Consider the following 20,088-nt stretch of genomic DNA (forward strand, 5'->3'; position numbering starts at 1 on the left):
CATATAGCTTTTATAAGCATTATCTTACTGTACAAGGTTAATAGCAACCTCATAGGCCGACTTCTTTTCCCAGCGTGCAACAAGCCAGGCAATAAAGCTTAATGTGAAAATATCGTTGTTATCTTTGTTGCTTAACAAATTCAAAACCGCATTTCTATAGCCTGCTTCAAAAACTACATCCGGCTTCATCAAATATTTTTCTACCAGTTTCAAATATGTTATTACTCGTTCCTCAGAGGTTTTGAGCAGGTACTTTTTATAGCGGCGCCGAAAACTGGTAAGCCTGGACATGGCAAGCTCTACGTTGGAGAACTGTGCCTGTACTAAAACTTCCATTAAATTTTTCCGGATGGCCCATAACATGCCCATCTTTTTTTCATACCATGCATCTGTTTGCGTAAGCAGCGACAGGTGTTTCAAACTTCCGCGATCATTGCATAAGGCCAAAAACATGGTTAAGCAAATCCGTATATCTTCAATATCTTCTAACTTGGAAGTGGGCTTTACACCAGCGAGCGCTTCCTGTAAAAGCACGGTAGCATCACCGGCAAAACCAGTGAAGAAAAGATTCAGGGCAGATAACAATTGATGTCGTAAAAAAAATAGGGTTTTATAGCGATTATCTGCCACCATCAAATCCATCATTTCTTTAAGATAGGCTATACTTTTAGTAAAGCTTTTTTGGCGCAGGTGAAAGTTTGCCAGGAAGTACAGGATAGAAATATGGTAAAAAAGATAAGTCCCTTTCGTGGAGGTTTGGCCTTGTATAAACCGATTGGTTCGGTTGATATAGCGTTCTATCAAACCATAATTCTGCTGAATTGCGGCATATTCATTCGCAATAAAAAGAATCTGGTAAATAGACTTGTAGGTCATCAAGTCCTGTATCGAAATCTTATATTTTCTGACCGTGGTAATTATTAATCCTGTCAAATTAACAACCTTACCCTTCAAGTGTATTGCCTGCAACTCCTGCCTCAAAAAGGCGTAGGCTATATTGAGCTTAGCCTCGCGTTGCATGTTTAACTGGTTATGCTCAAAACGGATGGTTAAAATTTCGAAGTCTTCTGCTCCGGGCAAATGGGCATATTGCAGTTTTAGCAGTAAAAGCTCATTCAATAAATTAAATTGCTCTAAATGCCCTGCAAGTCGCTCGGCCTTATCCAGGCATTTGAACGCCACCTTAACCACGTCATTTTCCAACAAAAAACGACCCACAACAAGTAGCCGCAATGCATCGTAGGTGTCAGCATGATTGCTTTCAAACGTTTTCTGAGACAAAAATAGCAGCAAATTATCTTGTAACCTTTTACGCAATGCGTGGTATGCATCTTTATTTTTTTCTGAGTTGTAGAGCTTATCTATTCCACTTATATCGTCAGTTTCAATCAATTTAAGTAACTGCAAATTTTTCACATCAGCTCTTTTGTTCTTGCGCTCTAAAAACTGTTTAAACAGCTTTTTGTCAGGAATAGTAAGTAAGTTGATCAACTCTGATAGTGAATCCATATGGTGCTTAGTTATTCATAAAGATATAATATACAGCATACATATCGTCAGTAACTTAAAGAATATAACTTTTTAAGCGCTATTTAACCCCTCATATTTGCTTCCATATTAATCATCAAAACAAAATAAACATGGAACCGCTACACCAAAAAACAGACGAAAATTCACCTATTGTAAAACATGGCGAAAACATCAGAAACCCATTCAAACCCACCGGTGCATTTATAGGCGCCTCCTGGTTTGCCTTATTGGCTGGAACGGTGGGCTACTGCATTGGCTTATGGAATGCAGGTATGCAGTTGAACGAAAAGGGTTATTACTTCACTATCCTGTTATTCGGCTTGTTTGCCGTTATTTCTGTGCAAAAAAGCGTGAGAGACAGGGCTGAAGGATTGGCCGTTACTGATCTTTATTACGGACTAAGCTGGTTTGCCACCATTGCAGCCATGATCTTACTAACTGTTGGCCTTTGGAATGCAGGATTGGCCAGGAGTGAAAAAGGATTTTATGCCATGGCATTTTGCCTGAGTATATTTTCGGCCATTGCCGTACAAAAGAACACCCGCGACGCCAAGCTAATTGGAGATAAAGAATTGTAACGTAGCGGTTACCATCCCCGCAGCGTCTTGCCTGGCAAGCCTGCGGGGTTATTTGCTTACTTTAGAGCTGCCAATGAATACGTTAAATAATACATAATACCTCTTTTGCAATATCTCTAATTAAAGTTAGCCTGCTTCTCACAAATTTTCTATCTTTCACTATGCATCACCAAGAATTTGAACCTCCGGAAGAGCTACGCGGAACTATACAGAATTTTTGGCATACCAGTATTGACTTTGACGACATTCCAACTACTGGGTTTGAGGTACTGCCCGATGGTTACACCGAAATTATTTTTCTTTTTGGGAATGCATGCAGCATTGCTCAACAAGATGAATTGCAACCCCTGACCTCACCTTTTTTGATGGGACTGCTGGGCAAACCTGTGCTGTTACATGGTACCGGCCGTTTAGAGGTTTTGGGCATTAAGTGCTTTCCGTGGACGGTGTTTGATTTGTTAAGAATCCCTCCGGGTAACGATGGCGTTCGCTTGTTTAAGCATCCTATTGTCGGCCTGCAGCCTTCGCTTGCTAAACACGTGGAGGCCGGTCAGATAGTTGAAGCTCTGGACGAATTAAAGCGATACTTTTTAAACGACCGAAAGCACCCTGCAACCAATAACATGATACTTAAAGCTGGCACCGCCATGAGCGAGGCCAAAGGCAGCTTGCCGGTAAGCCGTGTGGCAGAAGCTGCCCATGCCACAGTGCGTACCCTGGAACGTAAATTTAAGCAAGCCGCCGGCTACACGGTAAAAGATTTATCGGGTTTAATGCGCTTTGAGGAGGTACGCAACCATTTATGGTTTCACCCTGATGCCAGCCTGGCCGGCTTGGCGCAGGAGCTGGGTTATGCCGACCAGGCTCACCTGAGCAAGGAGTTTAAGCGGTACAGCGGCACCACACCGGCAGCCTTTGCCCGTAAGGCTAAGGACAGAAAATGGACCATTAGCCAAAACTTTGTCGCGTTTGTACAAGACTGAGGAAAGAGCATTGCACAATTTTGCATTTATAATTAACAATGCAAAATCATGTTACTCCATCATAAAAACATAGCCATTATTGGCGCTGGTCCGGTTGGTCTTACCATGGCCAAACTATTACAGCAAAAAGGAATAGCCGTAACCGTTTACGAAAGAGATAAAAACCCGCAGGCTCGTATTTGGGGCGGCACTCTTGACCTGCACCGCCATTCGGGGCAGCAGGCCCTGCAAAAAGCCGGACTGCTACAAAACTATTACGACCTAGCCCTACCTATGGGCATCAACATTGCCGATGAACAGGGCCGCGTATTGGTTACCAAAAACACCACCCCCGAAAACCGGCACGACAACCCCGAAATTAATCGAAACGACCTGCGGACAATGTTATTGGATAGCCTGACTCCCGGTACAGTACTGTGGGACAGCAAATTTACCGGACTTGAACCGCAGAACGGCCAATGGTTGCTGCGTTTTGAAAACCAGCCAAATTTTAAGGCCGATGTAGTAATTGGCGCCAACGGCGGTATGTCTAAAGTGAGAAGCTATGTAACCGTTGCCGAACCACAGGAAACCGGAACATTTATTATACAGGCAGATGTACCCCAGCCAAAGATCAACTGCCCGGAGTTTTATCGTTTATGTGGCGGCAACCGGTTGATGGCTTCTCACCAGGGTAATTTACTGGTGGCCAACCCATACAATAGTGGAGCACTAACCTATGGTATCATTTTTAAAAAGCCCAAAGAGTGGGCACATGGCAGCGGGCTAAATTTTGACGACACTAGAAGTATTACTGATTTTTTGTGCGACAAATTTTCGGCATGGGATGAGATTTACAGGCAGCTGATTCGTTCTACAACGCTTTTTGTTGGTCTACCCACAAAGGTACTATCGTTAAACAAACCTTGGAAAACCAACCGCCCCTTACCCATAACGCTTATTGGTGATGCCGCACATTTAATGCCGCCCTTTGCCGGTCAGGGTGTAAATACGGGGCTGATAGACGCATTGATCTTAACAGAAAACCTAACTAATGGCGAGTTTGAAACCATAGCAGCGGCAATCAGCAATTATGAACAGCAAATGCTGGTTTATGCTACTAAAGCACAGCGTGAATCGGCCGTGAACGAGATAGAGATGCGCGATCCGGACTTTTCTTTCCAGAAATTCTTTTTTTAACCTGCCACAGCAGATTACTGCGCTGGCATAAGGCTTTGTTCAGCATAATGCGCAAATAAATATCACATCTAAAACCTTGTAACTATTACAATGAACTTATTAAAAAGAAAAAGCGTACTCATTTCGGGCGCAAGCATAGCGGGGCTTTCTGCCGCATACTGGATGAATAAACTTGGGTATCGGGTAACCGTTGTGGAGATTGCTGACACCCCACGAACGGGTGGCACAGCGGTTGATTTTCGGGAGCAAACAGTTGATATTGTAAAACGCATGGGTCTCTACGAGCAACTCAAAGCCAACGCCTTGCATCTGGAACGCGTAGAATTTAAAACATCAGACGATGTAACAGTAAATTCACTTTTGTTAAACAACGGCAAAGACGAACCCACCCGTGAAGAGATAGAAATTGAACGCACTGCACTGATCAACATACTTTTTAAGGCGGTTGAGGAAGAGATTGAATTTATATTTAGCAACAGCATTACCGCACTTAACGAAACAGCAAACGATATACAAGCCACTTTTAAAACCGGCCCTGTACGTACATTCGACTTGGTGTTTGGCTGCGATGGATCGCATTCGGGAGTACGGAAGATCTGGTTTGGCGATGAAAAAGAATATACGCACTACTTGGGCGGCTATTTTTCCATCTCCATTGTTAACAAATTACTTATAAGCCCCAGCACCATGCAGTTTTACAATGTGCCGGGCAAGGCTTATATGCTGAACGCTTACCAAAATAAAACCGATATTGTTTTTTGCTTTCTTGCAAACGAGGAAATACCTTACGATTACCGCAACACCGCACAGCAAAGGCAAATTATCATGAAGCAGTTTGCAGGTAACGGATGGAGAACCGCAGAACTATTGCAGCAGGTAGCCAATGCAGAAAACTTTTACTTTGATAAATTTTGCCAGATCAAAATGCCGTATTGGACTAAAGGCCGGGTAGCACTTATAGGCGACGCCGCTTATTGCCCTTCGCCGGCCGCAGGCATGGGCGGCTCTTTAGCAGTAGAAGGAGCCACAGCCCTGGCCAACGCACTGCAAAAACACAACGGTAATTATGAACAAGCCTTTGCAGAGTACGAGCAAAGCTTGCGCCCGTTTATTGAAGAAGTACAAGCCGAAGCCGAACGCAATGTAACCGGAAACTTTATACCCAGAACGGAGGAGGCTATCAGGAAAAGAAATACAGAAGGCTTTGGCTTTTAGTAAGTATGTTCAAAAAAACTGAATTGATGTTTGTGATGCGGTGTTATCGCCGCAGTACAAATGTTAATATAGCTCAACATCCATCTGCTCCAGCAAACCATCACGTACCATATAAATATGCTTTACTTTTCCATTGAACAGAATGTTCCCCTGTAAATCCTTCACCAGTTGTTCAACCTCAATCTCCAACGCTCCATTCTCTCTTTGGTGGAAACCTATCGGAGTTACTTTTGGATTAATTTCTCTCCATTGCCGCTGCCAGTAGGCGCTCACTTCTTCATGTCCGTTGGCATAATCGCCCTCCCACGCTTTTGCCCACTTCACCTTGGGGTGCATCACCTGCAATATAGCCTCAATGTTTCGGGCGTTGAAAGCAGCGTAGGCATGCTTTATTATTCTCTGGTTATTTGTTAATTCTTCTTCGCTCGTCATATCTCTATTAATTTAAATGCATTAACTACTATGCATGTACATATTGTGCATTCAAATACGTCAATATCACCTTTTTATCGCGATAGCTATCGAATAGATATGCGACGTTAGCATCGCACCACTCGAAATAGTTTAAAAAAAAGCAGCCTTAACATGGTAAAACACCACGCCAAAGGCTGCTAAATTGTTGATAGGTTTCTGATTTATAAATTCGTAAGGTACTTACTTAGCGCTCACGGCAATAGCGCCTACCTGTTTAATATCGCGCGATGAAGTGCCTGCCAGCAGTTTATAATTGCCGGGTTCTACTTTCCAGCTACTGCTTTTCACATCGTAATAGGCCAGGTCCTGAACCGGTATAGTGAGTATTACCGGCGTTGTTTGGCCCGATTTGATCATCAATTTTTTAAAGGCTTTCAATTCCTTTTCGGGTTTTTGCACAGCCGATTTAGCTTTGCTCACGTACAATTGCACGGTTTCCATGCCATCAACTGCACCTGTATTTTTAACGGTCACCGTTACGCTAACTTGCTGGCCGGGGCGGTATGCTTTTTTATCGGTTTTAAGTGCTTTGTAATCAAAATTGGTGTAGGATAAGCCATAACCGAAACAATAAGCCGGCTCTATCTTTTTGGTATCGAACCAGCGGTAACCTACTAATATGCCTTCTTTGTAAGGCGTGGTCAGGTTTTCGCCGGGGTAAGTATCAAGGGCAAAGGCAGGCGAGTCTTTCAAGGATGCCGGAAAAGTAAACGGCAGTTTGCCCGATGGATTGATCTTGCCGATCAGCACATCGGCCAGGGCGTTGCCACCTTCCGATCCGTTAAACCACGACCAAACAATGGTATGATTATTTTTCTTGATCTTATTCAAATCATAAGGCGCACCGGCCGTAACAATAATAATGGTATTAGCATTGGCAGCCGTAACAGCATCAACCAAAGCCTGTTCGCCAAAAGGCAGGGTGAGGTCTTTACGATCACCACCCTCGCTTTCAAATTCGCGGTTAGAACCGATGAAGAGCAAGGCTACATCAGTGGTTTTAGCCAGGGCAACCGCTTCGTCAATCAAAGCTTTATCGGGTTTATCGTAACCGGCATTTTGTTCGGGTGTTTGGCTGGCCAGGTAGTTGGCTCGGTAACCCTGCGCAAAGCGGATATCGGCCGTGCTGACCATTCTTGATTTTAAACCGGCCAGCGCCGTAATTTCATACTTAGCCTTAACACCAGCACCAAAACCACCTAGTGCAAAGGTGCGGGTGGCGTTGTCGCCTATCACGGCAATACTTTTAATGCTCTTGGTTTTTAAAGGCAGCAAAAGTTTGTCGTTCTTTAACAACACGATAGATTGCGCTGCAATGTTGTATGCAGATTGGCTATGCGCCGGGGTGCTGATCTTGCCAGCCGGATGGTTGGCGCTCATGGAGGTTTGGTACATGACCCACAAAATGCGGCGAACCTTTTCGTCGATGGTTTTTACCGATACTTTTCCCGCTTTTACGGCGGCCAGTAATGGCTTGGCAAAATACCATTGATCATACGGGCCGCTCGAACCCATTTCTATATCCAAACCGTTATTAGCTGCAGCTACGGTATTGTGCGTGCCTCCCCAGTCTGATATAACCGCTCCTTTAAAGCCCCACTCCTTTTTCAAAATTTTGTTGAGCAAATAATCATTTTCGGAGCACCAATAACCGTTCACTTTGTTATAAGCCGACATGAGGGTATAAGCGTTGCCTTTTTGCACTGCGGCCTTGAACGCAGGCAAGTAAATTTCACGCAGGGCACGTTCATCAGCAATCACATTAACCGTGTTACGATTAACTTCCTGGTTATTTAGGGCATAGTGTTTAATACAGGCCGCCACATGCTGGCTTTGTATGCCCTTTACCGCCTGAACGGCTAACTGCGCGTTAAGGAACGGGTCTTCAGAGTAATATTCATAAGTGCGTCCGTTGAGCGGCACCCTGCATATATTGAAAGCAGGTGCCAGCATTACTATTTTTTTACGGGCGTTAGCCTCTTCGCCCAATACTACGCCGTAAGCGTGAGCCATAGCAGGATTCCAGGTGGCCGCAATGGCCGATCCGTTCGGTAAAAAAGTGGCTGAATCGGTCGTCCAGTTGGCCGATTTCCAGTCAAAGCGCAATACCTCTTCCCTCACGCCCAATGGCCCATCATCGCATGTTAACTCGGGAATGCCCAAACGCTTTACTCCGGCCGATGAAAACAAGGCATTGCCATGCAGCATTTCAATTTTTTCGACCAGTGTCATTTTTTTGATCACTTGTGAGATCTTATTGTCTATGGCCGATTTTGAGGGCGATTGTGCCCTGCTTGCGTTTAGCAATAGCAGCATAGCAGCACAAGCTACCATGCAGGTCTTGAATTGGAAATGAATCATACGTTAGGCTTACAAATGGTATGGCAGGTGTTTGAGGCATAAAAATGGTTGTAAATAAACCAGTGATGTACCTTTATAAACAAAAACCAATGCCCTAAAATAAGCGGTGCAGCGTGTGCATGTGGTATTCTAATGTTTCTTATTGGTATGGCATATGTTAAACAAAAGGCAGCTGACGCATCTAAAACCAACTTTTTTCACGTAAAACAAGTTAGGAATGCGCCAAATTCTAATTTGAAGCAGAAGGCTCAGTTTTCTTTTGTTGCATAGCAGCCCTATACTCCGTGGGCAGCATATCAAACTCAGCCTTGAACGATTTGGCAAAATACTTTGGATTATTAAAGCCAACCTGGTAGGCCACTTCGGCAATATTCAGGTGCGTGGTTTGCAGCAAATGTGCACCACGTTTTAAACGGATAAATTTAATGAACTCTACCGGCGTTTTTTCGGTAATGAGCAGCACCTTGCGGTACAGGGTTACCCTACTCATGGCCATATCAGAACTCAATTCCTCTACCGAAAAATCGGCATCGCCAATACGCTTTTCAATCAGCTTAAGCAGGTCTTTCATAAACTTTTCGTCGTGCACCTCGGAGGTATTGGCCACTGTGTTTACATCTACCTGCTTTTGGTAAGTTTTTTTGAGAGTTACCTGCTGGTTAAGAAGATTTTTGATCTTGTACAGCAGTATCTCAAAGTCGAACGGCTTGGTTAAGTAATCGCTGGCGCCGGTTTCCAGTCCTTTCAATTCATCGTCTTTACCGGTGAGGGCGGTTAGCAAAACTACGGGGATGTGCGCCGTACGGTTATCTTGCTTAATTTTGTGGCAAAGGTCGGTACCGTTCATCTCAGGCATACTAATATCGCTCACAATAAGGTTAGGGTGAGAGGAAAGCGCTTTTTGCCAGCCGTCTTTACCGTTAATAGCTTCCACAATGGTGAAATGTTCTTTAAGGTTATCTTTAAGGTAAAATCTAAAATCGTCGCTGTCTTCTACCAAAAGTACCACCGGCTTTTTAGCCAGGCTTTTTATCGACTTTTCGGTTGCCCGTGCGGCCTCTTTACCCGGTGGTTCGGCTGCAAAATCATTATTGATCAAAATATTGATACCGGTATCCTGCAAAATATGTTCAGAGCTTACCGGCAACAATACGGTAAAGCAACTGCCCGAATTTATCCGGCTTTCGGCCTTAATGCTGCCGTTATGCAGGTTTACAAATTCGCGCGTAATGGACAGCCCTATACCGCTGCCCTGGTTCACAATAGAGCCGGGAACATCGTTCTGGAAAAAACGGTCAAAAATTCTTTCGAGTTTTTGGGAAGGGATGCCAATACCATTATCAATGATCTTTAACTCCAGCATTTTATTACCACCGGGCTCGCCATCCTTAAAGTTCAGCTTAACTTCTACCCTGCCACCCTCTGGCGTAAACTTAAACGCGTTAGATAACAGGTTAAACATGATGCGTTCTACCTTATCTTGGTCAAAATTGGTCACCAGCAGTTTAACATGCGTACTGAAACAGAGGGTGATACCTTTATTTTCTGCAATATCTGAAAACGAGTAAGTAGCTTCTTCAATAAACTTAACTATATCGGCTCGGTGAGCATTGAGTTTCAGCTCTTCCACCTCCATTTTCCTGAAATCGAGCAACTGGTTCACCAGGTTGAGCAACCGTTTTGCGTTCCTGTTCATCATGAGCAACTGCCGGCGCAGATCAGCGTCGGCTGACTGCTTCAGCAGCTTATCAACCGGTGCCAAAATGAGTGACAGCGGCGTCCTGAACTCGTGGCTTACATTAGTAAAGAACTTGATCTTCATGAGATCGAGGTCGTGCATACGCTGGGCTTCCTGGCGTTCCTGCTGTATAGCGAAATTGGTCTTCAGCTTTTTAATACCCCGGTACCTTAAATATAATATCACCCCCACACCTGACAATAAATAAATAAAATAGGCAATACTGGTACGCCACCACGGGGGCAATACGGTTATTTTGAGCGTTAACTGATCTTTTTTCCAAACCCCGTCTTCGCCGGCAACCTTAAGCTTAAAGGTATACGAGCCCGGATCTAAGTTGGTGTAACTCGCTTTCCTGATCTGGTTATCGGCCATTACCCAGCCCTTGTCAAAACCATCCAGCATGTAGGCATGCTTTATTTTGGCGGGGTTAAAAAAGTTGACAGCAGCAAACTCTATTGAAAATACATTTTGGTTATGCTTTAGCGTGATCTCCTGCGTTTCGGTGATGGAACGCTTAAGGATGGCTTTGCCGTTCACCTCCTCGCCTGTCCTGATGCTTTTGTTGAACACCTGGAAATCGGTTAGTACCAGCACCGGTTTCTCATTAGCCGATTTGATATTTTCGGGCTTAAATAAATTGAACCCGTTGGCTCCCCCGAAAATAATTTCGCCGTTATGCGTTCTTAAAGCGGCATCCTCGTTAAACTCCTTACCCTGCAGCCCATCGGTTTGGTCGTAGTTTTTAAAGCTGTAGCTGTAAAAGCCTTTCTTTTGTGTGATGATCATGTTGGAGATACCGTTGGGTGTACTCATCCATAAATTATGAGCTTTATCTTCAACAATGCTCAGCACCGCATTATCGGGCAAGCCATCCGCTTTACCAAAGTTCCTGAACTTACCCGTTTTTTCGTTAAACAAGCTTAAACCCTCATTAGTAGCCAGCCAGATCATTTTGCGGCTATCCATCATGAGGTTAGAGATATTATCGTTGCTTACGCTACTTTTATCGGCCTCATTATGCTTATAATAAGTAAAGCGGCCGGTGATATTATTTAAAACAGCCAAGCCATAGTAAGTGGCAACAAAGATGTTGCCCTTGTTATCTTCCAGCAACCCCGATACATATTGGTTAGGCACAGAGTTAGGCTTACCGGGCAGGTAATGGTAAAATATTTTCTTTTCCCGGTCAAAGCGGTTCAACCCTCCCGAAAGGGTACCTATCCACAAACGGTTCTTCGAATCCTCCATTATTTCCCATATACTGTTGTCTGATATGGTAGTGGTATCGCTTAGCGAATGTTGGTAATGGGTAAACGTTTTGCCGTCGAAGCAATCCAAGCCGCCAAAATAGGTTCCCAGCCAAAGCTTTTGCTCATGATCGAGGTACAGGCTTGCAATTACGTTGTTACTTAAACTGTTGGGTTTCTTATCATCGTGCAAATAAGTAATGAATTTACCGGTAGCCCGGTTAAAGTAAATGAGTCCGCCGCCATTACTGCCAATCCATATATTACCTTTTTTGTCTTCTATAAAATCGTTAATATCATCATAAGTTAATCCACTGTTGCCAAATGAGTTACGACCATATAATGGGAACTTGATAATATCTTTATGATAGTAACTGATTCCTTTTTTAAAGGTGCCTAACCAAATAATATTGGCGTTATCTCTGTATAAAGAAGTAAGGCAATCCTGGCTCAGGCTACGGTTATCGTCGGGGCGGTTGGTTACAACTTTTACGCTGAATGTTTTCTTATCTATTAAGTTGATGCCGCCGTGATCGGTTGCTACCCAAATAAGCCCTTTGTTATCTTGCGTTACGTTGAAAACAATATCTGAACTTAAAATGCGCCGTCCGTTAGCTTTACCCAGTTGGGTGCAGGTATTTTTTGCCGGGCAAATGTAGAATACGCCGTTAGAGCGCAAAGGGGCATAAACCCATACATCGTCATCGTCATCTACCGATAAATGATACTCTACCAACTCGTTAGGGTAGGCTTTATTAATGGTTTTAAAACGGGTTACCACTCGTTTATTGGTCGCGTTTATTTTTTCTACAATACCATCATCGTACACTACCCAGGCATTATTTTTAGAATCAGGAACGATATCCATACCCAAACCGCCGTGTAGTGAAGTGGTATCGGTATTTTTATGGGTAAGGTGAGTAACCTGCTTATTAGATGATGAATATTTATACACCCCCAAATTGGCGTGCAAGAACCAGAAGTTGCCTGCATTGTCTTTTTTAACGCTCACAATGAGCGAATCGGGGATGGAGTAAGCCTGAAGAGCTTTTTTGATACAATGCTCAAAACGGTCGGTAAGGGGGTCGTATATATTAAACCCGTTACGGGTTTTTATCCATAGCTTGCTTTGCGGACCTGTGGCTATACTCACAATATAGTCATCGCTAATAGATGAAGGATTATTAATATCGTGCTTAAACATTTTAAACTTATACCCGTCATAGCGGTTTAAGCCCGATTTAGTGCCAAACCACATAAAACCCTTGGTATCTTTGTAGATGCAGGTAACCCGGTTATGCGACAGCCCATTATCAACATTAAGGCGCGAAAACTGGTACTGATCGCCTTGGGCAAAGCATTGGTGAAAGGTCGCCAAAATTAACCACAGGGCTATGTATAGCTGTTTCTGCATATTGAAATACCTCAACTAAAAGATTAACCATAAGTTAAGGACTATACAGCATTAAATGCCATCCTTAACGGTCAAAAAGCTTTTAGCAGTAAAAAGAAATTATAATTGGTGTAACTGTATTACTGGTAAAAATACAATTTTAAATTATAAATGAAAAGCAGTTTTGGTTAAATGCATGGTGTTAATTGAAACGAATAATTTGCTTCATCAGTTAAAGTTTTAATTTTTGGATAATAAATTCGCTCACTTTTTTACCCTGGTCTGCACCGGCATTTACGCTGTTTACGTAATGTATACCGCCATAATACCGGCTGATGGAAGCCTCGTTAGCTGCCTGCACAAACGAGTCGAAATGTTTTTGCATACCAATATAACGCAGATCGCTGGTATCCTGAAAGGCAAATTTATCACCAAAAAGCTTACTCAACATCACTGCTGCCGAACGGGTAATGGTGCTATGCCCGCTTGGATACTCAGGAAAAGGCGGCGTTTGCAGCATGGGCAGCCATTGCGGGTCTATTTCATCATTAATTACCGTAACCGGGCGTATGTAGGCCGATTTAAATTTCTCCTGCCAGCAGCAAATAAAAGCATCGAACATGGCTACTGAGGTTAGTGCGTAAGCCTGTGCCGTTTTAACTGCATCGGCATTAGATTGCTTACAGGCAATGGCGGCAATGCCTATCCAGTGGCCACCGGGGGTAATTTTTTTGTTGGCAAACATCATATGACCGGTGTGCTGCATTACAAAAGGGTTATCGTCCCAGTAGCGGGCTATGTCAATTTGTTCCTTAGAAAGTTTCTTACTTTGTTCATATAATTGCACATTTTGCTTAAAATATTCGCTTTTTTTACTTTTACTGAAAGCGGGCGGCGGCGGCGGTGCAAACTGGCCCGACGAGTCTAAAGCAAAAGTTTTCATGGTACCCCAGCAGTACTCTACGGCGTCCAAGTAATCGGGAGGTGTGGGGTGCCATTTGCCGGGAGCCGTGCTGCCCAAAAATTTAGGCTTGGCACGGGTTTGCGGATAGTTGTCCACAGCTGCCCTTTTTAAGATCATTTTACCTACAGTGTCGCCAAAGGCTACAGAGCGGGCAAAGGTGGAATCATCCAGCGTGTTTTTAAACCGGGCGTAAAGCTTATCTTCATAACCCTTTAACGAATCGACCGAAAAAGTGACTTTGCGCGTTACTGTAAAAAATGCTTTGGTTGCGGCCAGGGCGTAGTTATAGGTCTTATTTTTATCAGGTTTGGGCATGGTGCCAAAACCTTTGAGCTTAGCTACTATAGACTCGTACCTTTCATCCTTAAAACGCATGGCCTCGTAAGACGCTAAAGATGCATAGGCATAAATACGGCTGGCCACCGGGGGCGAAAACACATCAAATATAATGAGCTGGGTAAGCTGGTCTTCGTTCTGGTGCAAAACCTCGGCTTCATTAATGGTCGATTTATCTTTTTGCTTACAGGCTAAGAGCAGGGAACAAGCCAGCAATACAAAAACAGCATTTTTTAAAGTTTGCATAAGGTAGTTTAAATTGGGTTAGCATTAATCAGGTTACATGCACATTACTTCGCCGGCATGAGGCGTTCTGATGTTAAAGTTAAAACGTTTTAAATTAAACGGATAAACAGCAGGGCTGCCTTCTGCAATTTTCAGGTGCTGACCGGGCTTTATATTCTTAAAAGCCTGTGTTTTACCGGTTACCGGCCAGTACACCTGCACTTCATCTATTTGCGTAGCCTTGCCCACGCCAATATGTTGCAGTAATGGGTTTGAACCAAAACTCCCACCCGAATTTACCTCGCGGTATACGCTGCGTTGCTTACCGTTGGTTGTAAAGGTGACCTTTATTTTAGCGCCGATAGCTGCACGGTTTGATTTCGTGCCTTCCAGCAAGATGTCTATCCACTGGTTATTATCCTGTGCAGGGTTCATGAACAAGGCATTTTGGTAAGCATCGCCTATGTAGGCACCTCCCAAACTTACATGGATATCCTCATAACCATCGTTATCCAAATCGGCAAAAGATACGCCATGGCCCTTTTGCAGGCTGCCCACCCTGGCCGAGGCAGTTATATCTGTAAAACTTTGTCCGCCATTATTCTTATACAATTTATTGGGAATGAGCGATGAAAACTGCGGATTACCTGTTGCGAGGTAAAAGTCATTATAACCATCGTTGTCCACATCGCCAAAGTTAGCACCCATGGCAAAGGCTATTTTGGTAAGCCCTGCCTTGACCGATACGTTCTCGAACTTGCCCTTACCTGTGTTGTGATATAAAACCACTTTACCATTGTTGCCGCGGTAGTGGCCCGAAGCTTCTTCGCCGGCAATGGCAGCTATGGGCGTATCGTTTCCGTAACCGCAGGCCAACAGATCGAGGTTGCCATCGTTATCATAATCAAAAAACCAGGTGGCAAACGTAGCCTGACCAAGTGCCGGTAAACCCCATTGCGTGGTAACATCCGTAAATTTAACCTGCCCGCTCTTAATGCTTTCATTTTTCAGCAGTACGTTACGCCCGTTCATGGTAGAAACATACAGATCGGGGCGACCATCGTTGTCAAAATCGCCCGACGTAACGCCTTTTACAAACAAGTTGAGGGCGCATCCCGCGGTAGCGGCCTGCTCGGTAAACGTTCCGTTTTTATTGCTGATGTACAGTTCGCTTACATTTTCATCGCCGGGGGCACTTTCGTTACCGATGAATACATCCAGCCAACCGTCATTATTAAAATCGGCCCAGGTGGCGGTTTGGGTGGGATGAAAAGAAAGCAGGCCGCTTTGTTCGGTAACATCGGTAAAGGTGCCGTTGCCGTTATTTTTGAGTAATGAGTTAGGTTCTTTACCAAATTTGCCCTTCCAGCCACCGCGTACCACAAATATGTCTTTAAAGCCATCGTTGTTGTAATCGGTCTGCATTATGTTCAATCCGCCGGTAAACTGGCTTAAGCCCGAGGCTTTACCCCGATCGGTAAATGTCCCGTTGCGGTTGTTATGAAAATAGTGCATAGGCTCGGCCAGCGAAGCACTGCTGGTAATAATGTCATTATAACCATCGTTGTCAAAATCATCAACTATGCTGCCGCCGCTTATTTTGGTAACGGCAAGGCCCAGGTTCATGGCTACTTCTTTAAACGGCTCTGTTTCCGCAGAACCCGTATCGGTTTTGAGCAGTAACCCGGGCGGTACTTTAGCCGGGTAGCCGCCCGTGGTCATATACGCAATGTTAAGCAGCCAGCGCGATTCGTAATCATAAGAATCGCTTTTCAGCACTTTTTCATACAATTCAATAGCCTTTTGCGAACCACTTTTATCGGCATGAATACCACCGCCGGCAATAGGAAATATGCACGATTGCGCACTGTGGTTGTGAATACAGTTGGTGCGCTCGCCTAAACGCAGGTAAGCCAGCGCCAGGGTTTTGGTCACGCTTTGCCGCAGCAGGTAATCGGCAATAAAAGTTTTATTAAGCACACTATCCATTAAGCTAACGGCTTGCTGCTCTTTACCCAGTTCAAGCAAGGTAAGGGTTTTATTTATTTGCAGGTTGATCACATCGGCACCTAAGTGAGGGGTGCTAATTGCCGAGTCGAGGTGTTTTAAAACGGCGGCGGGAGCATAGGCGTTAGCTGCCGTATTCGCAAACAGGCTTTGCTCTTTTAAACGCTCAACCATTTGCTGGTTAGCATTTAGCTTGGGCTTACAACCCAGCAGCAAACTTAACCCGCACAAATAAATAATAACTTTCATGGCTGCCAGTTTAGTTTAAATTAACAACCCTCGATGTACCATTGCTGCCCAATAGCTTTACACTGGCTACATTAGTACCAGCACTTATAAACCGCGACGATTGCGACAGGAAGGATGAACCGTAGTACATTTCCTGCTTCACCATCGACCCGTTTTTGTAAGTAATTAGTGCGCTAACTTCTGCCGGTTGCGGTTTAACGATCTTGACTCCACTTTTTAGCGAAAACAGTTTTAGTGCATCTTTATTCTGGCTGGCTGCCAGCAAGTATTTACCATTACTTCCCTGTAATTTCACTAATGCCTTGCCATTGCCCGGAATATAGATGCCACTTTGTAAAATAGGCACCGGTTTAAAATCCCCTTTACCGTCGCCTTTCAGCATCAGGCCGTTAAGCGCATCGTAACGACCAATGGCTACATCGGTACCGTAGTCGTTACCGTTCAGCACCACATCCAGGTTACCATCGCCATCGTAATCATCAACCGCTATGCCATTCAATACCGATACCTGCGCCGCTTTAGGCAGCGGGATAATGGTAAATTTACCATTGCCATCGTTACGCAAATAGACCGATTGCAGCATATTGGCTTTCAGGCGCAAGGCATCTTTGCTTTGCTCGGGTGTCAACAGCTCATCCATGGTAGCCAAGGCATAAGATTTATAATTGGTGAAACGCTTGCGCAGGCTAATAAGTTGCTTCACGGCATCTTCGCGCACGTTGGCCGGATACTCTTTCTTAGTGCCGTCGGGCGAGGGCAGGTACAAAGAGGGGAAGGCATCTAAACGGCCACGCTTGTCCATGTCTTTGGCAATAATACCCACGGGATATTGGTCACTGGCCTTGAAAAGCGTATTCAGCCCCGCATTACCCACAATATAGTCCATACGGCCGGTATGTCTGAAATCGCCAGCGGCAATGGTGTTCCACCAGCCTACCTGTTTGCTTATGCCTGTTGAGGCTGTGGTATTTTCATATTTGCCTTTATTGTTTTTGAGAAATGTAACCGGCATCCACTCACCTGCCAGGATAAGATCGGGCCAGGTATCATTATCATAATCGGTAAATAAGGCATCGCAAACCAAGCCTATATTTTTTAAGGCTGGCGCTACGTCGGCCGTAACATCGGTAAATTTAGCCTTTCCGTTTTGGCTGTCGTTCCTCAGTAACATACTCGAAACCGGCTTAGGATAAGCCCAGGGCTCTACCCTACCCGATACGAAAAGATCCAGCTTACCATCTTTGTTGTAATCAACCGCACGCACGCATAGTTTGCTGGTATAGTTAGCCGGCAAAGCATCAGCAGCTAAAGTAAAGCTGCCTTTGCCGTTGTTAATGTATAATCTATCCTGGTAAGAAGCACTGCCTGCCTCCTGCTCATAGCCGCCGCTGGCTATGTACACATCGGGCTTGCCATCTGCGTTGGCATCAAAAACCAAGAGCCCGGCATCTTTGCAATTACTGGTATCGGGTTTGCCGGCGGCCAATAAACCTTTCTGTACAAATTTACCCCCGGCTTGTTGTAAAAGCATTTGTGCAGGTGCTTTTGTATTGCCGCCTACTATAATATCATCCAAACCATTGCCATCTACATCGCCAACGGCCAGGCCGGGACTGTATTCTGAAAACTTATGCGGCAATAGCTTTTGAATGTTAAAATCTACAAAATCTTCTTCCTGGTGCTTGTAAGTGATGCCTGCACTGCGGGTTACATCGGTAAACAGCGCTTTATTGGCTTTAAGTGGAATTTGCAGACTGTATGGTATGGCGGCATTGCGTATATCTGCCTTTAGCAATTGGTCGGCTTTTACATTAAGCAATACCTGTTTTTTATTATTAGGCCAGCTAATCACCACCGAATCCAGCCTATCAACCTTACCCAAGCCAAAATGGGCTACATTTTGTATGGATGACAGGTAGCCACGGTAAGGATTATTTTCATAAACCTGGTGCTGCCCATGATTGTAATAAACATCGGCCCAGGCACCCAGTCCGTTTACATTGCCACCGTTGCCGGCAAACTTTATTTGCAGGTAGTGCGATGTGTTTTTACTTACAGTATGGGCTGTATTACGGTAGATGAGCGCTTCATCGTTAATATTATTTACCACCATGTCCAGCGCGCCGTCATTATCCAGGTCGGCATAGGCAGCCCCGTTTGAGAATGACGGCAGGTTCATTCCCCAGGTATCTGATACATTGGCAAAAGTAAGATCGCCCTTGTTTTTAAATCCGTAGTTGTGAATTTTAACCGACGGAATTTGCTCGATCAGTTTCTGTTTGGTTGCCGTGGAATACGGGTTTTGGCGGAAAGTGATAAAATCGTGATCGGTTACATCTTTCGGGTAACCATTGGTTACGATGATATCGCGGTAACCATCGTTATCAAAGTCGGTCACCAATGGTGCCCAGCTCCAGTCGGTTTCGGCTACGCCGCTCATAAAACCCACCTCGCTAAAGGCCGGACTACCTACCGAGTCGTTTCCGTTCACCCTTGGCCCCTGGTTTATTTGCAGCGTATTTCTTACATACTGGTATTGGTAGCCGTAATGATCCATTAGCTGGAAAGTTTGATAGCTATTGGGCATCAGCATCATTTTTTTGCGGTAGTTATCTTCAGGACTCATATCCAGCTCGAACACATCGGCCAAACCATCATTGTTAATATCCTGAATGTCCTGCCCCATGGCATTAAAGGAAGTGTGCTTAAAATACTCTCTGGCACGATCGGTAAAGGTTCCGTCATGATTGTTGATGTACAGGATGTTTGACGACAGGAAATCATTAGTCACATAAATATCCTTCCAGCCATCGCGGTTAATATCTACCACGCTAGCGGCATGACCATAACCCTCAATAAGTATACCTGCCCTGGCCGATACATTTTCATAAACCGGATGTTTAAGCTGCACATTCCACACATTTTTGTATAAACGGCCCGTACTGGGGCTGCTGCCATTTTTAACCACCGGCCTAAAGTTGTTGGCGTAGTAAGACGCATCGGGCTCGTTTACGGTGATGTACACATCCAGCAGGCCATCGTTATCATAGTCAAAAAAGCTGGCCATGGTTGAGTGCGCCCTGATATCCAACCCGTATTCTTTGGCTTGCTCCTTAAATTGAGGCGTGCCATCTTTCCCTATGCCGGTATTTACATATAACAGGTTTTGCCTCTTGAGCGAATCTTTTACCAGCGAGTTACACACATACAAATCAAGCAAACCATCATTATTAATATCAATAACCGCTACGCCCCTGCCCCATCGTCCTTTACCATCTACGCCGGCTTTGTCGGTAACATCTTCGAACTTGAAATTACCCTTGTTGATATAGAGCTTATTGGCCACCATGTTGCCGGTAAAATAAATATCGGCCAGGCCATCATTATTAAAATCGCCAATACCTACGCCGCCGCCATTGTACACATAGGCGTTATCTAACGGATTTATGGAATCGTTTTCTGTAATAAGATTATTAAAGTGAATACCCGACTCTGAGGCAGGTACTTGCTCAAACAGCGTAGGTTTATGCTGCTTACAAGCGCCTAAAAAAAGTACGACTATTAAAATGAAGTAGAGTTTTTGCATGCGCAAACTGGCTTAGGTAA

General features: G+C 44.5%; 11 protein-coding genes. 4 read left to right on the plus strand and 7 right to left on the minus strand.

Features of this window, described 5'->3' with window-relative positions; translation table 11 throughout:
• Positions 1-24: 24 nt before the first annotated feature.
• Positions 25-1,509 carry a hypothetical protein gene (locus IEV61_RS15945; RefSeq protein ID WP_188418034.1) on the minus strand — a complete coding sequence of 495 codons (1,485 nt, stop codon included), beginning with the start codon at positions 1,507-1,509 and terminating at the stop codon, positions 25-27.
• A gap of 131 nt (positions 1,510-1,640) precedes the next feature.
• On the opposite strand from IEV61_RS15945, the gene yiaA reads away from it, so the two are divergent.
• The 4 genes from yiaA to IEV61_RS15965 all read left to right on the plus strand — a co-directional run bounded on the left by yiaA (position 1,641) and on the right by IEV61_RS15965 (position 5,485).
• Complete coding sequence (gene yiaA, locus IEV61_RS15950) at positions 1,641-2,108, plus strand: inner membrane protein YiaA (RefSeq protein WP_188418035.1); 468 nt, start codon at positions 1,641-1,643, stop codon at positions 2,106-2,108.
• A gap of 161 nt (positions 2,109-2,269) precedes the next feature.
• Positions 2,270-3,091, plus strand: coding sequence for an AraC family transcriptional regulator (locus IEV61_RS15955; protein ID WP_188418036.1), 822 nt, complete (start codon positions 2,270-2,272; stop codon positions 3,089-3,091).
• 48 nt (positions 3,092-3,139) lie between these two features.
• Positions 3,140-4,270 (plus strand): FAD-dependent oxidoreductase, encoded by a 1,131-nt coding sequence (locus tag IEV61_RS15960; protein WP_188418037.1) that lies wholly within the window; start codon positions 3,140-3,142, stop codon positions 4,268-4,270.
• A 90-nt stretch (positions 4,271-4,360) separates the two neighbouring features.
• Positions 4,361-5,485 carry an FAD-dependent monooxygenase gene (locus IEV61_RS15965; protein ID WP_188418038.1) on the plus strand — a complete coding sequence of 375 codons (1,125 nt, stop codon included), beginning with the start codon at positions 4,361-4,363 and terminating at the stop codon, positions 5,483-5,485.
• Between the two features lie 63 nt (positions 5,486-5,548).
• Here IEV61_RS15965 and IEV61_RS15970 read toward each other — a convergent pair whose 3' ends face one another.
• The 6 genes from IEV61_RS15970 to IEV61_RS15995 all read right to left on the minus strand — a co-directional run bounded on the left by IEV61_RS15970 (position 5,549) and on the right by IEV61_RS15995 (position 20,068).
• Positions 5,549-5,917, minus strand: coding sequence for a nuclear transport factor 2 family protein (locus IEV61_RS15970; RefSeq protein WP_188418039.1), 369 nt, complete (start codon positions 5,915-5,917; stop codon positions 5,549-5,551).
• 222 nt (positions 5,918-6,139) lie between these two features.
• Positions 6,140-8,320, minus strand: coding sequence for a glycoside hydrolase family 3 C-terminal domain-containing protein (locus IEV61_RS15975; protein ID WP_188418040.1), 2,181 nt, complete (start codon positions 8,318-8,320; stop codon positions 6,140-6,142).
• A gap of 229 nt (positions 8,321-8,549) precedes the next feature.
• Entirely contained in the window at positions 8,550-12,722 is a 4,173-nt protein-coding gene (locus IEV61_RS15980; RefSeq protein WP_188418041.1) for a hybrid sensor histidine kinase/response regulator, read from the minus strand.
• A 211-nt stretch (positions 12,723-12,933) separates the two neighbouring features.
• Complete coding sequence (locus IEV61_RS15985; protein ID WP_188418042.1) at positions 12,934-14,247, minus strand: vanadium-dependent haloperoxidase; 1,314 nt, start codon at positions 14,245-14,247, stop codon at positions 12,934-12,936.
• Positions 14,248-14,280: 33 nt separating this feature from the next.
• The gene (locus IEV61_RS15990) at positions 14,281-16,482 is read right to left on the minus strand and encodes a CRTAC1 family protein (protein ID WP_188418043.1); all 2,202 of its coding nucleotides are present in this window, start codon (positions 16,480-16,482) and stop codon (positions 14,281-14,283) included.
• A gap of 10 nt (positions 16,483-16,492) precedes the next feature.
• Positions 16,493-20,068: a VCBS repeat-containing protein gene (locus IEV61_RS15995; RefSeq protein WP_188418044.1), complete on the minus strand. Its 3,576-nt coding sequence runs from the start codon at positions 20,066-20,068 to the stop codon at positions 16,493-16,495.
• Between the last annotated feature and the right edge of the window lie 20 nt (positions 20,069-20,088).

The organism is Mucilaginibacter galii (assembly GCF_014635825.1).
GTDB classification, from domain to species: Bacteria; Bacteroidota; Bacteroidia; order Sphingobacteriales; family Sphingobacteriaceae; genus Mucilaginibacter; species Mucilaginibacter galii.